At 72.7% G+C, this 13,728-nt stretch carries 10 protein-coding genes; 3 read left to right on the forward strand and 7 right to left on the reverse strand.

Annotated elements, in window-relative coordinates:
- Positions 1-27: 27 nt before the first annotated feature.
- From ACH4E7_RS22080 to pdxH, 5 genes are all read right to left on the reverse strand, one after another.
- Complete coding sequence (locus ACH4E7_RS22080) at positions 28-1,203, reverse strand: FxsB family cyclophane-forming radical SAM/SPASM peptide maturase (protein ID WP_396250722.1); 1,176 nt, start codon at positions 1,201-1,203, stop codon at positions 28-30.
- 44 nt (positions 1,204-1,247) lie between these two features.
- The gene (fxsT, locus tag ACH4E7_RS22085; protein WP_396250723.1) at positions 1,248-5,261 is read right to left on the reverse strand and encodes an FxSxx-COOH system tetratricopeptide repeat protein; all 4,014 of its coding nucleotides are present in this window, start codon (positions 5,259-5,261) and stop codon (positions 1,248-1,250) included.
- The gene (locus ACH4E7_RS22090; RefSeq protein WP_396250724.1) at positions 5,251-6,678 is read right to left on the reverse strand and encodes a TIR-like protein FxsC; all 1,428 of its coding nucleotides are present in this window, start codon (positions 6,676-6,678) and stop codon (positions 5,251-5,253) included. Before ACH4E7_RS22090 ends, fxsT begins: the two co-directional genes overlap by 11 nt.
- Positions 6,679-6,846: 168 nt before the next feature.
- On the reverse strand, positions 6,847-7,038 hold the full coding sequence (gene fxsA, locus ACH4E7_RS22095) for an FxSxx-COOH cyclophane-containing RiPP peptide (RefSeq protein ID WP_396250725.1): 192 nt from the start codon (positions 7,036-7,038) through the stop codon (positions 6,847-6,849).
- A gap of 147 nt (positions 7,039-7,185) precedes the next feature.
- Entirely contained in the window at positions 7,186-7,818 is a 633-nt protein-coding gene (gene pdxH / locus ACH4E7_RS22100; RefSeq protein ID WP_396250830.1) for a pyridoxamine 5'-phosphate oxidase, read from the reverse strand.
- Between the two features lie 416 nt (positions 7,819-8,234).
- Between pdxH and ACH4E7_RS22105 the strand changes: the two genes are divergently transcribed.
- Entirely contained in the window at positions 8,235-9,335 is a 1,101-nt protein-coding gene (locus tag ACH4E7_RS22105) for a citrate synthase 2 (RefSeq protein WP_396250726.1), read from the forward strand.
- 150 nt (positions 9,336-9,485) lie between these two features.
- Positions 9,486-10,604: a phosphoserine transaminase gene (gene serC, locus ACH4E7_RS22110; protein WP_396250727.1), complete on the forward strand. Its 1,119-nt coding sequence runs from the start codon at positions 9,486-9,488 to the stop codon at positions 10,602-10,604.
- Between the two features lie 205 nt (positions 10,605-10,809).
- Here serC and thpR read toward each other — a convergent pair whose 3' ends face one another.
- The gene (gene thpR, locus ACH4E7_RS22115; protein ID WP_396250728.1) at positions 10,810-11,397 is read right to left on the reverse strand and encodes an RNA 2',3'-cyclic phosphodiesterase; all 588 of its coding nucleotides are present in this window, start codon (positions 11,395-11,397) and stop codon (positions 10,810-10,812) included.
- Between the two features lie 46 nt (positions 11,398-11,443).
- Between thpR and ACH4E7_RS22120 the strand changes: the two genes are divergently transcribed.
- Positions 11,444-11,962, forward strand: coding sequence for a GNAT family N-acetyltransferase (locus tag ACH4E7_RS22120; RefSeq protein ID WP_396250729.1), 519 nt, complete (start codon positions 11,444-11,446; stop codon positions 11,960-11,962).
- A 52-nt stretch (positions 11,963-12,014) separates the two neighbouring features.
- Here ACH4E7_RS22120 and ACH4E7_RS22125 read toward each other — a convergent pair whose 3' ends face one another.
- Positions 12,015-13,691 carry an MFS transporter gene (locus ACH4E7_RS22125; protein WP_396250831.1) on the reverse strand — a complete coding sequence of 559 codons (1,677 nt, stop codon included), beginning with the start codon at positions 13,689-13,691 and terminating at the stop codon, positions 12,015-12,017.
- Between the last annotated feature and the right edge of the window lie 37 nt (positions 13,692-13,728).

Raw genomic sequence — 13,728 nt, forward strand, 5'->3', positions numbered from 1 at the left:
CGGCCTAGCGCCCTCGCACCCGTCCCGCTATCTCCCGAGCACCGCCCCGGCCAGCTCCGCCACCCCGGCTCGAAGCCTGCCGGCGATGTGCCGGATCAGCCGGTCCATGTCCGCGCAGTACACGGACGGGTGAGCGAACCCGTCGCCCGCGTACCGGTGCGCATAGAGGCCGCCGCCGCAGACCCGGGCCAGCGGGCAGGCCGCGCAGACCGGCCCGAGCCCGGCGAAGCCGCGCTGGCGGGCCTGGAACGCCGGGTGCGCGGCGGCGTCCGCGAAGCCGTGCCGCCACACGTCCAGGCCCGTCCCGGCGGCGCCGTCGAACGCCACCTTGAGGCTGTCCGCCTGCTCGATGGCGCCGTCCGCCTCGACCACCACCAGGTCGACCGGCGCCAGCCCCACCGCCTCGCTGGCCGCCCGGCCGCCCAGCAGCAGCACGGACAGCTCCTCGAACAGCCGCACGCCGGTCTCCCGGTACGGGGCGTCGTACCACCGGTCGAAGGCCGCGATCAGCCACTCCCCGTACGGCGCGGGCTGCTCGCTCGAGCCGCACGGAGGGGCGACGGGCAGCGACCGGTGGACCCCCGCCGGCTGCGCGCGCCAGGTCGCGTGCGGCAGCAGCAGGTCGACCCGGGGCGGCGCGAACTCCAGCAGCGCCTCGTAGGTGCTCACCGGGTCCGCCGCCAGGTCGACCACGCAGAGCAACCCGGCGAACAGCTCGCGGTGCCGGTCCGAGCCGAGCAGCCGCACCGCCGCCGCGGTCCGGGCCCAGCTGCCCGCGCCGGAGGGGAGCCGTCTGTGCCGGTCGTGGTCGATCGCGGTGCCGTCCAGCGACACCCCCACGCCGACCCGGTACCGGTGCAGCACGTCGAGCAGCGCGGGTTCGTCCAGCAGCCGCAGCCCGTTGGTCTGCAGGCTGAACCGCACCCGCGGCCCGGCGGCCGCCAACTCGGCCAGCAGCGCGTCGAGATGGGCCGCGCCGACGAGCAGCGGCTCGCCGCCGTGCAGCACCACGGAGACCTCGTCGAGCCCCTGCTCGGCCGCGTGTTCGGCGATCCGCCGAGCGGTCCGGCGGACGGTCGCCGACTCCATCCGCCGCGGCCGGTCGCGCCAACTCTGGTCGGCGCTCTCGTACATGTAGCAGTAGTCGCAGGCCAGGTTGCACCGGCTGTGGATCTTCAGCAGGAACTGCCGGAACGGCACCATGCGCGTGAACCTTAGCAGCGGCAGGCGAGATCGCTGACCGTCCGTCACACGTGTGGAGGCTCCACATCCGAGTCGAGCCGCGTCCCGGCCTTCACGGCGACGGTGGTCGGGTGTTCCTCCCCCAGCGTCACCCTGGCCCGGCGGATGCAGTCCGCCCGGAGTTCGGCGGCCCGCTCGGTCTCCCCGATCGCCGCGAGCGACAGCGCGAGGTTGGAGGTGATGCCGATGGAGTCGTAGTGGTCCGGGCCGAGCGCCTCGGTCATCAGCGGCGCCGCCTCCTGTTCCAGGGCGAGCGCGGCCCGGATCTCCCCGCTCAGCGCCAGGTCGTTCGCGTGATTCATCATCGCGATCGGGATGTAGAGGTGGTGCGAGCCGAGGACGGTCCGGAACTGGGCCAGGGTCCGCCCGGACAGTTCCCGGGCCTCCGCCAGGCGGCCGGCCAGCCGCAGGTAGACCGAGAGGTTGTTGGCGCCGGCCAGCGTGACCGGGTGGTTCTCGCCCAGGTAGTCGCGGTAGCGGGCGAGGGCCCGTTCGGCGAGCGGGATGGCCCGGTCGGTGTCGCCGAGCGCGTTGTAGTCGCTGGCCAGGTTGGTGGCGGCGGCCAGGGTGTCCGGGTGCTCCGGTCCGTTGATGTCCAGGTAGCGCTGGTAGATGTCCTCGTCGATCTCCAGGGCCTCGGTGTACCGACCGGCCCGGCGCAGCGCCACGGCGAGGTTCTTGCGGGCGCGCAGGGTGTCGGTGTGGTTGTCGCCGATGATCTGCTGGTACGTCCGGACGGTCTCCTCCAGCAGGTCCAGCGCCTCCCGCAGTCGCCCGGTCTCGCGCAGGTCGCGGGCGTAGTTGGAGGCGGAGGACAGCGCGTACAGGCTGTGCGCGCCGAGGGCGTCGCGCTGCTGGAGGTAGTTGCTGCGGTGCCGTTCCAGGGCGGCGTAGCGGTCGCCGGCCAGGTAGTCGGAGACGGCCAGGTTGTTGGTGATCATCAGGGTGCGCGGGTGGTCCGGGCCGAGGGTGCGCCGGGCCGCGTCCAGGGTCCTGCGGTCGAGCGTCCGGGCCTCGTCGTAGCGGCCGAGGAAGCGCAGGTCGGCGCCGAGACTGTTGGCCACGGCGAGGGTGTGCGAGTGCTCCGGGCCCAGGGTCGCGGTGAAGCGGTCCAGGATGTCCCGGTCCATCTCGTACGCCTCCTGGAGGGCGCCCTGGGAGCGGCGGATGTTGCTCAGCTGGGTGCGCAGCATGAGCGTCTGGGCGTCGTTGTCGACGTCGAAGTCGGATCCGCCGTAGTCCTCCTGGCGCCAGTGCTCCAGGGTCCGTTCGGCCAGCTCGCGGCCGGATTCGTGCAGGCTGCGCTTCCACTGGTAGCGGACCGAGTCGATGATCCACTCCCGGACGTCCTCGTCGGCGCTGTCGACGGCGCCGGACGGCCAGAGGTGGGGCAGGAGTTCGGCGTACTCGGCCCAGTTGGCGGGGATGTCCGGGTCGCCGGGGTTGGCGGTGGCGAGGGCCGCGTGGACGACGCCGCGCAGCTCGGCCCGCCGATCCTCCTCGACCTGGTCCCGGAGCACCGCCTGGACGAGCCGGTGCACGGTGATGGTCTCGCTGCCCTGGTCGGTGCGGGCGAGTCCGAACCGGTTGATGGCGCGCAGGAACTCGCCGATCGCGAGCTTGTCGCGGGGCGCCCGCGGGGGCAGCCGCAGGGCGCGGGTGACGGCCCGGCTGTAGAGCAGCCGCATCGGGATCGCGTCGGGGCCGAAGAAGGCGCAGATCTCCAGGATCTGGGCGGCCGGGGCGTTCATCCGGCGCAGTTCCTCGACCGAGATGCGCCAGGTGGCGGCGGCGGAGTGCGGGTAGTCGGTGGGGCGCAGCCTGGTGCGCTCCAGCATCTCGGTGAGCTCGTCGTCGAGCAGTTCGAGGTAGGTGGCGATCGGCATCGACGTCTCCTGGAGCCAGACGGCGGCCTGGCCGACGGCCAGCGGCAGGTCGCCGAGGCGGTGCGCGACCTGGTCGGCGTCCTCCGGGGAGAGGCCGCTGTTGAAGCGGCGCAGCAGCCGGACGCTCTCCTCGCGCAGGAAGACGTCGACCTCGACCAGGCCGGCGTGCCGGGCCCAGCCCTGGTTGCGGGATGTGATCAACACGTGCCCGCCGGAGGAGCCGCCGGGCTGCCAGGGGGCGAGTTCCTCGGGGGTGCCGGCATTGTCGAAGACCAGCAGCCAGCGGCGGTACGGGTGGCCGCGGCGCAGCGCGTCGAGCACGGCGGCGGCGGTGTGCGCGACGTCGTCACTGGTGGGCACGCCGAGTCGGGGGGCGAGTTCGGCGAGCTTCTGCGGGATGTTGGCGGGCTCCTCGGCGGGCACCCACCAGATGACGTCGTAGGCGGACTTGAAGCGGTGCGCGTACTCGGCGGCGATCTGCGACTTGCCGGCGCCGCCGAAGCCGTAGAGGACCTGGCTGAGGACGGCGGCGGGGCCGCCGGTGAAGCGGTTGCGGAGCAGTTCGAGCAGCTTGCCGCGGCCGATGAAGGCGGCGTTGCGCGAGGGTGCGTCCTGGACCTGCGGGGCGGTGCCGGGGAAGCGCGCCGGGGCGGCGAACTCACCGCTGTCGGTGTCGAGTTGCCGGTTGCTGCCGGGCGGCGGGCCGAGTTCGGCGTACAGCTGGGCCTCGGCGCCGGTCGCGGAGGCCCGGACCAGGTCGGGCACCGCCTGGCCGACGAACGGGCGGGGCACCGGCTCGTCCGAGTCCTGCAGCCGTAGGCCGACCAACGCCGATGCCCCGGAGGCGAGTTCGCGCCCCTGCAGGAGCTGCCAGACCTCGGCGGCGCGGGGCAGCGCGGTGTACTCGGGCGAGAGCAGCGCGAGCAGCCGGCCCTGGCCGTCGAGCGGTCCGGTGACCTCCGGGGGCCGCTGGCCGCCGTAGGACTCGGCGGCGTTGTGCAGCGAGGTCTGGTACCCGAAGCGGGTGAGGGTGCCGGCGGCCCACTCGGCCCACATCCGGTCCTCGGGCGCGTAGCTGACGAAGACCTGGCGGGGCACCGCGCGGGCGGAGCGCAGGTAGGCGCCGTACAGCCGGCGGCGGGACTCGGAGCTGAGCGGACGCAGGGAGCGCACCCTGCCGTCGGTGATCCACTCGGCCAGCCGCTCGAAGGCGTTGAGCAGGCTGCGCGCCTCCTGCGGCCGGTCGGCGACGGTGGCCGGCACCTCCTCGTAGGCGTAGAACGGCTTGTACGGCACCTCGACGTCGGCCCAGTAGGAGGCCCGGCGGTCCCCGGGCAGCCAGCGGCCGAGGTAGGGGGCGAAGGCCTCGCGGGCGAAGTCCCGGCCGGCCTCCAGGCGTTCCTGCTCGGCGTCCTCGACCCGCATCGGCACCGGCAGGACGCGGATGGCCCGCTCCTCGGCCTCGGCGATGGCCCGGGCGGCGTCGACGCCGCCGCGGATGTTCTGGGCGCTGAAGGTGAAGCAGTCGACCACGGTGTCGGGCATCAGGACGGTGCAGATGCCGGAGGTGTCGCTGACCCCGGTGCGGCTGTCGATGAGCACGTAGTCGTAGCCGCGGGCCCAGCGTTCGCGCAGCCCGCGCAGGAACTCGCCGCCGCGGATGTCCCGGCCGTGGTAGAAGCTGCGCCAGTTGAAGCTGGTGACGGCAGCGGCGTAGGCGGCGTTCTGCCGGCCGGCGGGCAGGAAGTCGAGCCGGCCGCCGGGCGGCAGGTCGAGGGCGAGGCCGCAGATGTAGCCGTCCAGCCGGCCGCGTTCGTCCAGCCAGTCGGCCGGGGACTGGCCGGTCGGCCCGGAGGCGGACGGCAGCGCTTGCCGGACGTAGGCGCGCAGCAGGTCGATCAGGCCGTCGGTGGCGTGCAGTTCGGGGTCGATCAGGAGCGGATGGTAGTAGCGGTGGAGGCCGGGCGCCTCCAGGTCCCAGTCGACCACCAGGACGCGCAGGCCCCGGCTGGCGAGGATCCAGCCGACGTTGGCGAGTGCCATGGTCCGGCCGGTGCCGCCCTTGAACGAGTAGAACGTGACGACCGAACCCGGTTCGCCGCGCTCCAGCTCTACGCCGGACTCAATGGTCATCGTCGCCTTCTCCCCTCAGCGGGACGGATCCCCTCATCGGGACGGACCCGTCGTGGCCACCCCGGCGCTGGCCGGGCATCTCCCTCGGTTCCCGGTCCGGCTCGCGTCGCGCGGGCGGGCCCTGACGCGGGCCGGGCGGCGGGCCGGCCGGGATGGACAGCCCGGGCATGTCCGGACCGCCGCCGAAGCCGAAGGCGTCGCCGCCGGACCCGAGGCCGAAGGCGCCGTCGCCATCGTCCCGCCAATCCAAGTTGTCGTCCATCAGCTTGTTCTGAGCAACCGTCACCATGATGGTGAGGTCGCGATCGAAGCTCTCCTGATTCACTTTCACCCGGAACAAGTGCTCCAGGTCGCTCCGGCGCAACCAGTTGCGGCGGAACACGCCGCGCACGCCGGTCCACGGTGCTTCGCGCTCCGCGCCCGGGTCCCTGCTGCCCATCGGGACGACCACTCCGGTGACCGGGTGGTTCTGGTCGTCGTACTCGCGCAGCGCGGCCCGGTAGCGCTCGTTGTCGGTCACCCACGGGTCCACCAGCAGGACGCTGACCTGACTGTCCTCCCGGGCCTGGTCGAGCTTCTCGCCGAGGCCCGGGCCGATCTCCTCCAACGTAGTGGTGTGCCCCGCGTTGGTGATCACCCGCTGGGCGCGCGAGGCCAGCGACGGCTGCACGGGCGGGTGGTAGGGCGCCCAGTGCCAGGGCTTGGCCCCGTACAGGCCGCCCGTCCAGGCGTCGGCCTCGACGACGGCCTCCGACGCCCGGCCGGCCGCGATGAACAGCCGCACCATGCCGGGCTCGGCCGGCGCCGGCGTGGCCGGCCCGGGGAAGTAGCCGCGGACGGCGTCGAGGTCGAACTCGGGCACTTCGCCGAGCCGCCGCACCGCCGCGTCCCGGATCCGCCCGGCGACCACCCGGACGACCTGCCGGTAGGCCTCCTGCTGGGCGGTGCGCAGCAGGGCGCGCAGGCCGTGGCGGGCGTAGGCGTCGCCCATGTCCGGCTGGGCCCACTGGATCTTGTTGACCTCACTGGCCAGTTCGCCCGGCGTGACGGGCTCCCAGAGCACGGGGATCAGCGCCGAGACGAGTTCCCCGGCCTCCTCGTGGTGGCGCCGGACCCGGCCGCGGAAGGCGGTCCACTCCTTGCCGCAGTACAGGCTGGCGAAGTAGGCCGGGGAGTAGAGCGCGACCATGGTCCGGCTGCGGCCGAGCATCAGCGCCAGCTTGTCGGCCCACTCGTCGCCGAGCCGCAGCTGCTCGGTGTCGCGGAAGGCGAGTTCGTCGGCCTGGACGGCCGGCCCGAGGATGCGTCCGAGTTCGTCCCGCAGGTCGTTGAAGAACTGGTCGACGAAGGCGTCTTCCATGAAGTCCCGACGCGCGTAGCTGAAGAAGAAGTACGGGCGCTGTTCCCGTTCGATCACCTGATTCCCCCCGAGCCAGACGGTGCCGCGACGGCGCTGGTGTCATACCCAGGATGTCGTGAACTCCACCGGGAAACTGCAAAGTTGGGAGAAATCCGGTGGCTCGGGGGTTTAACCGGCGGTCAGCGGCCGGACACTGCGGAGCGGGGTCGGACCCTGGCGCAGGCCCTAGCGTTCGAGTGCCGACTGGAAGGCGGCGAGCGGCTCCGCGCCGGGCGTCAGGGCGTCCGCCACGACCCGGCGCAGCAGGTCGCCGAGCACGGTATCGGGCAGGGAATCGAGTTCGTCGAGCGGCAGGGCGGCGACGTCGACCAGGTCGGAGCCGAGTCCAGCGGTGGTGTCGACACCGGTGACGCCCATCAGTCCCTAGTCCCTCACTCGATCATGCCGGCACAGCGGGTTGCCGGTCGGCGAAACCCGCCCCTGGTCCGCGCGGGAGAATTCTACCTGACGGCTCGTCAGTTGCGCGTCATCGCGGCACGGGAAGTAGCCGGATGGCCGATACCGTCACGGACAGAGCCGCTCCACCCGCCACCCGGTCGAGCGGGACGGGTCGGCGAGGTAACGGAGGCGGTCGTGCAGGCGGTTCTCGCGCCCCTGCCAGAACTCGACGCCGTCCGGGACCACCCGGTAACCGCCCCAGAACGGCGGGACGGGGACGCCCTCGCCCTCGGGGTAGCGGCGCTCCAGTTCGGCGTAGCGCTGTTCCAGGACGTCGCGCCCGCCGACCGGGCTGGACTGCTCGCTGGCCCAGGCGCCGAGCTGGGAGCCGTGCGGGCGGGTGCGGAAGTAGGCGGCGGTCTCGTCCCGGCCGACCTTCTCGACCCGGCCCTGGACGATCACCTGGCGGGCCAGCGCGATCCACGGGAAGAGCAGCGCGGCGTACGGGTTCTCGGCGAGCTCCGAGCCCTTCCGGGACCCGTAGTTGGTGTAGAAGACGAAGCCGCGCGCGTCGTAGCCCTTGAGCAGGACGGTGCGCGAGCTGGGCCGCCCCTCGGCGTCGGCGGTGGAGAGCACCATGGCGTTGGGCTCGATCACCCCGGCGTCGTCCGCCTCGTGGAACCAGCGGGTGAACTGGCCGATCGGCTCGGGCGCGAGCTGCTCCTCGGTCAGGCCCTCGTGGGTGTAGTGCTTGCGCATCACGGTGAGGTCCGGACCGGGGCGGGGCTCGTCGGCCAGGGTCCGGTTGGCGGGGCTCAGGGGCGTCGACTGGGCGCGTTCCGGGGTCTGCACGCCAACATCATCCCGTACGACAAGCCGCCGACACCGCTACCTCCGAACAAACCTCGGCCGGAGATATGGTGACTCGCCACCGCTTGGCCGTCCGCCGTGCGGGGAATCGTCCGGAACCGGGCGTTTGGTTCCGGGTCTCCCCCGAGCACGACCGACCCTCGGCGGCAAGTCAAGCGGGCCCGCAGGAAACATCACCATGGTGGTGTATGGCGCAATGCACCCCGTGCCTGTCACTCTGGCACCGAGTGCCAACCACGATTCGGTCACTGGCGCGCCGCCCCACCACGGCGGAGCACCGATCGCAGAACTGAAGGAGCCGTCGTATGTCCGACTTCGTACCCGGGCTTGAGGGAGTCGTCGCATTCGAGAGTGAGATCGCCGAACCCGACCGTGAAGGCGGCGCCCTGCGGTACCGCGGTGTCGACATCGACGACCTGGTCGGCCACGTCTCCTTCGGCCACGTGTGGGGCCTGCTGGTCGACGGCAAGTTCAACCCCGGCCTCCCGGCCGCCGAGCCCTTCCCGATCCCGGTGCACTCCGGCGACATCCGGGTCGACGTCCAGTCCGCGCTCGCCATGCTCGCCCCGGTCTGGGGCCTCAAGCCGCTGCTCGACATCTCCGCCGAGCAGGCCCGCGACGACCTGGCCCGCGCCGCCGTGATGGCACTGTCCTACGTCGCCCAGTCCGCCCGCGGCCAGGGCCTGCCGATGGTCCCGCAGAGCGAGATCGACAAGGCCGAGACGGTCGTCGAGCGGTTCATGATCCGCTGGCGCGGCGAGCCGGACCCGAAGCACGTCAAGGCCGTCGACGCCTATTGGACCTCGGCCGCCGAGCACGGCATGAACGCCTCCACCTTCACCGCCCGGGTCATCGCCTCCACCGGTGCCGACGTCGCGGCCGCGCTCTCCGGCGCGGTCGGCGCGATGTCCGGCCCGCTGCACGGCGGCGCGCCCTCCCGCGTGCTCGGCATGATCGAGGAGATCGAGCGCACCGGCGACGCCGTCAAGTGGGTCAAGAACGCGCTGGACAAGGGCGAGCGCCTGATGGGCTTCGGCCACCGCGTCTACCGCGCCGAGGACCCGCGCGCCCGCGTGCTGCGCCGCACCGCCAAGGAGCTCGGCGCGCCGCGCTTCGAGGTCGCCGAGGCGCTGGAGAAGGCCGCGCTGGAGGAGCTGCACAACCGCCGCCCCGACCGCGTGCTGGCCACCAACGTCGAGTTCTGGGCCGCCATCATGCTGGACTTCGCCGAGGTGCCGGCGCACATGTTCACGTCGATGTTCACCTGCGCGCGCACGGCGGGCTGGTCGGCGCACATCCTGGAGCAGAAGCGCACCGGTCGCCTCGTGCGCCCCTCCGCGCGCTACGTGGGCCCCGGCCCGCGCCGCCCCGAGGAGGTCGAGGGCTGGGACGCCATCGCCCACTGAGCGCGCTGAGCCTCGGGCTCCGCACCGCCTCTGACCAGCGGGTCCGGCCTCGGCCGGGCCCGCTGTCGGCTTCTCCGAGCAGCGAAGATCACAGTCTCAGCGGGCGGACGACCGTACCCCCGGCGAGCACCCGGCCGGTAGGCTGCGCGCGTGGCTCAGATCCGGATCCCCGCTGACATCAAGCCCGCAGACGGCCGTTTCGGCTGCGGACCGTCCAAGGTGCGCCCCGAGGCCCTGAGTGCCCTCGCCGCCACCCAGACCTCCCTGCTCGGCACCTCGCACCGCCAGGCCCCGGTCAAGAACCTGGTCAAGCGCGTACGCGAGGGCGTGAGCAGCCTCTTCTCACTGCCGGACGACTACCAGGTCGTGCTCGGCAACGGCGGTTCCACCGCCTTCTGGGACATCGCCGCCTTCGGCCTGGTGCGGGAGAAGTCCCAGCACCTGGACTTCGGCGAGTTCTCCTCGAAGTTCGCCTCCTCGGTCAAGGCCGCCCCGTGGCTGGCCGAGCCGACCGTGATCAAGACCGCCCCGGGCACCCACCCGCTGCCGGTCGCCGAGGCCGGCGTGGACGTCTACGGCCTCACCCACAACGAGACCTCGACCGGCGTCGCGATGCCGATCAAGCGCCCGGTGGGCGCGGACGAGGGCTCGCTCGTGCTGGTGGACGCCACCTCGGGCGCCGGCGGCCTGCCGGTCGACATCACCGAGACCGACGTCTACTACTTCGCCCCGCAGAAGTCCTTCGCCTCCGAGGGCGGCCTGTGGCTGGCCACCTTCTCCCCGGCCGCCCTGGAGCGCGCCGCCGAGATCGCCGGTTCCGGCCGCTACATCCCGCCGTTCTTCTCGCTGCCGACGGCCATCGACAACTCGTCGAAGGACCAGACGTACAACACCCCGTCGATCGCCACCCTGTTCCTGCTGGCCGACCAGCTGGAGTGGCTGAACGGCAACGGCGGGCTGGACTGGGCGGTCGCCCGTACGGCTGATTCCTCGTCCCGGCTGTACGCCTGGGCCGAGAAGTCCTCCTTCGCCAACCCGTTCGTGGCGAACCCGGCCGAGCGCTCCCAGGTGGTCGGCACCATCGACTTCGACGAGTCGGTGGACGCCGCCGCGGTCGCCAAGGCACTGCGTGCCAACGGCATCGTGGACACCGAGCCCTACCGCAAGCTGGGCCGCAACCAGCTGCGCATCGCGATGTTCCCGGCGATCGACCCGGCGGACGTCGAGGCGCTCACCCAGTGCATCGACTACGTGGTCGAGCAGCTCTGACCCCTGCGTCCCCGAGGACACGGCTGAGGGCCACCGCCTGCGGGCGGTGGCCCTTCGCGTTTGTCCGGTCTACCGGTTGACCAGCGAGCTGATCAGCACGACGACCAACAGCAGCACCAGGGTGCCGGAGACGATGCGCATACGAGTCTTGGGATCCACGGTCAACGAGCGTACCTCCGGCTCACACCCGAGCCGACCCGAGGCCTCAGCTCCAGTCGGCCAGCGCCCAGGAGCGCAGCGACTCGTAGTGGGCGAAGCCGCCGTCCAGGTCGCTCTTCATCAGGTGCAGCTCGGCGGCCTCCCACTCCGGTCCCCGGTACTGCGCCAGTGCCGCCGCCAGCGCGTCCAGCTCGGCCGCGGCGACCCGCTGGACGGCCCGCCGGTGGCCGCGGTGGGAGCCGGCCCGGGCCAGGGTGACGTGCGGGTGGAACGCGAAGTCGTCGGTGTCCCCGGTGACCTCGGCGGTGGCCTCGGAGACCGCCTCCGCGAGCCGGCGCAGCGCCCAGGTCTGCCCCTCCACCCCGGCCCAGAGCACCCGGTCTCCGAACCGGCCGGAGCCCGCGATCCGCAGCCGGTGCACCGGGTGCACCTCGGCGACGGCGGCCAGGCCCGTCTCCAGCTCCGGCAGCCGCTCGGCCGGCACCTGGCCGAGGAAGGCCAGGGTGAGGTGCCAGCCCTCGACGGTGGTCCAGCGCAGCCGGTCCGCCCCGGGCAGCCCGCGCGCCGGCGCGACCGCGTCGGCGAGCCCTTGCAGTGCCGCGACCGGCGGGATGACCGCCACGAACAGCCTCATGGGCCAATCTTCCCTCGATCGGCCGTTTGGAGTAGAACGTTTATCCATGAAGATCCGCAACGGGGGGCCCGCGGACGTCCCCGACATCCTGTCCCTGCTCGACGACGCCGTGTCCTGGCTGGCCGGCCAGGACCGCACCGGCCAGTGGGGCGACCAGCCGTTCAGCACCAACCAGGCCCGGGTCGACCAGGTCTCCTCGTACGCCGCCGAGCCCTTCCTGATCCGCCTCGCCGTGAACGACGACGGCCGCACGGTCGGCTGCTGCGTGCTCTCCGAGGACCGCGGCCGGTGGATCCCCGCCGTGGACGAGCGCGAGCTGTACGTCCGCAACCTGGTCACCGACCGCAGCCGCAAGGGCTCGGGCATCGGCGCGGCGCTGATCGCCGACGCGATCGAGGAGACCCGTCGGCGCGGCATCGGCCTGCTGCGGGTGGACTGCTACGGCGGCGCGGACCGCAAGCTGGTCGCCCAGTACCGGGCGCTCGGCTTCACCGAGACCGAGAGCTTCGAGGTCGAGCAGCCGACCGGCGTCTGGCCGGGCCAGGTGCTGGCCATCCGCCTCTGACGCGACGTCGGGAACCCCCGGAGTCGGGACTCCGGGGGTTCATGGCGATCGATCAGCAGGCAGTGGCCAGATCGGCCTTGCGCGCCGGAACGGTCCGCGGCACGACGGCCACCACCCGGCCCCCACGGCCCGGGTGCAGGTCGAAGCGCACCCGCAGGTCCGCGCTGCGGGCCAGCACCAGGCCGACCGCGGCGGCCGCCAGCGCGGACACCACGCCGCAGGCCAGCAGGCCGAGCCGGGGCCCGTACGAGGCGGTGACCCAGCCGACGATCGGGGCGCCGATCGGCGTACCGCCGGTGAAGACCAGCACCAGCAGGCCCATCACCCGACCGCGCATCTCGGGGTCGGTGGCCAGCTGCAGCGAGGAGTTGACCGAGGTGTTGAAGCTCAGCCCGAACACCCCGATCAGCATCAGCAACAGCGCGAAGGTCCAGTAGTCGGGCGCGAAGGCCGCGACCACCTCCAGCGTGCCGAAAGCCAGCGCCGCGCCGACCAGCCGACGCAGCCGGGGCGCGCCCCGACGGGCGGCGAGCAGCGCACCGGCCAGCGAGCCGATCGCCATCGCGGTGTTCAGCAGGCCGTACTGCCCGGCGCCCACCTTGAAGGTGTCGTACGCGAAACCGGAGAGCAGCGTCGGGAAGTTGAAGCCGAAGGTGCCGATGAATCCGGCCAGCACCATCGGCCAGAGCAGCTCGGGCCGCTCCTTCACGTACCGCAGGCCCTCGCGCAGCTGGCCCTTCTCGCGGGCGATCGGCTCGGTCGGGCGCAGTTCGCTCTCCCGCATCGCGAGCAGCCCGCCGATCACGGCGGCGAAGGACAGCGCGTTGACGGCGAAGGCCCAGCCACTGCCGACCGCGGCGATCAGCAGACCCGCGACGGCGGGGCCGACCAGGCGGGCGGTCTGGAAGTTGGCGGCGTTCAGGCTGACCGCGTTGGCGAGGTCCTCGGGCCCGACCATCTCGGCGACGAAGGCCTGTCGGGTCGGGTTGTCCACCACGGTGACCAGGCCGAGCAGCAGCGCGAAGGCGTACACGTAGTACGGCGTCACCACGCCGCCGACGGTCAGCACGGCCAGACCCGCGGCGAGCAGGCCCATCGCGCCCTGGGTGTGGATCAGCAGCCGGCGCTTGGGCATCCGGTCGGCGAGTACGCCGCCGAACAGGCCGAGCAGCAGCATCGGCAGGAACTGCATGGCGGTGGTGATGCCGACCGCGAGCGGGCTGCCGGTGAGGCTCAGCACCAGCCAGTCCTGGGCGATCCGCTGCATCCAGGTGCCGGTGTTGGACACCACCTGGCCGGCGAAGTAGTAGCGGTAGTTGCGAACGCGCAGGGAGGAGAACATCCCCCCGGGCCTCGTGAAACGGGCTCCTGTGGGAGATGGGAGGGGCCGAGCGATGGGGGTCCCCCCGGCCGGAGGCTGGGGGATCGTCGCGGGAAGGGTGGTGGCGGGCGACGGGCGGGACGCGTCGCTGCGGCCCTGAGCGGCGGAGTCCGCCGCGGTGCGTTCGTCGGGGTCGTCGTCGCCGCTGCCGGGCAGTCCGCTGGGGGCGGGGGCCTGGGCGTCGGCGGCCGCGGCACGGTCCGCGGCGGGGTCAGTGGTCGGGTCGTCGGTACGGATGGCGGCGGCGCTGGCTGCGGCCGGCGGTGTCACGGTGGTCTCCCCTCGTGGCGCGACGGCCTTGGCGGTGGCCGTCGCGCTCCTGGTGTCGGTGGTCGGTCCTGCGGTGATGCTGACTCCTTGTTCTCCCGGTTGCCGCCGGGTTCGG

Source organism: Kitasatospora sp. NPDC018058 (assembly GCF_044327205.1).
Lineage (GTDB): Bacteria > Actinomycetota > Actinomycetes > Streptomycetales > Streptomycetaceae > Kitasatospora.

Excerpts from the sequence above, each read along its gene's own strand:
- ACH4E7_RS22105 (WP_396250726.1), top strand. The coding sequence starts at position 8,235 with ATGTCCGACTTCGTACCCGGGCTTGAGGGAGTCGTCGCATTCGAGAGT.
- fxsA (WP_396250725.1), bottom strand. The coding sequence starts at position 7,038 with ATGGGCGTCACCGGTGTCGACACCACCGCTGGACTCGGCTCCGACCTG.
- ACH4E7_RS22120 (WP_396250729.1), top strand. The coding sequence starts at position 11,444 with ATGAAGATCCGCAACGGGGGGCCCGCGGACGTCCCCGACATCCTGTCC.
- ACH4E7_RS22080 (WP_396250722.1), bottom strand. The coding sequence starts at position 1,203 with ATGGTGCCGTTCCGGCAGTTCCTGCTGAAGATCCACAGCCGGTGCAAC.
- fxsT (WP_396250723.1), bottom strand. The coding sequence starts at position 5,261 with ATGACCATTGAGTCCGGCGTAGAGCTGGAGCGCGGCGAACCGGGTTCG.
- pdxH (WP_396250830.1), bottom strand. The coding sequence starts at position 7,818 with ATGCGCAAGCACTACACCCACGAGGGCCTGACCGAGGAGCAGCTCGCG.
- thpR (WP_396250728.1), bottom strand. The coding sequence starts at position 11,397 with ATGAGGCTGTTCGTGGCGGTCATCCCGCCGGTCGCGGCACTGCAAGGG.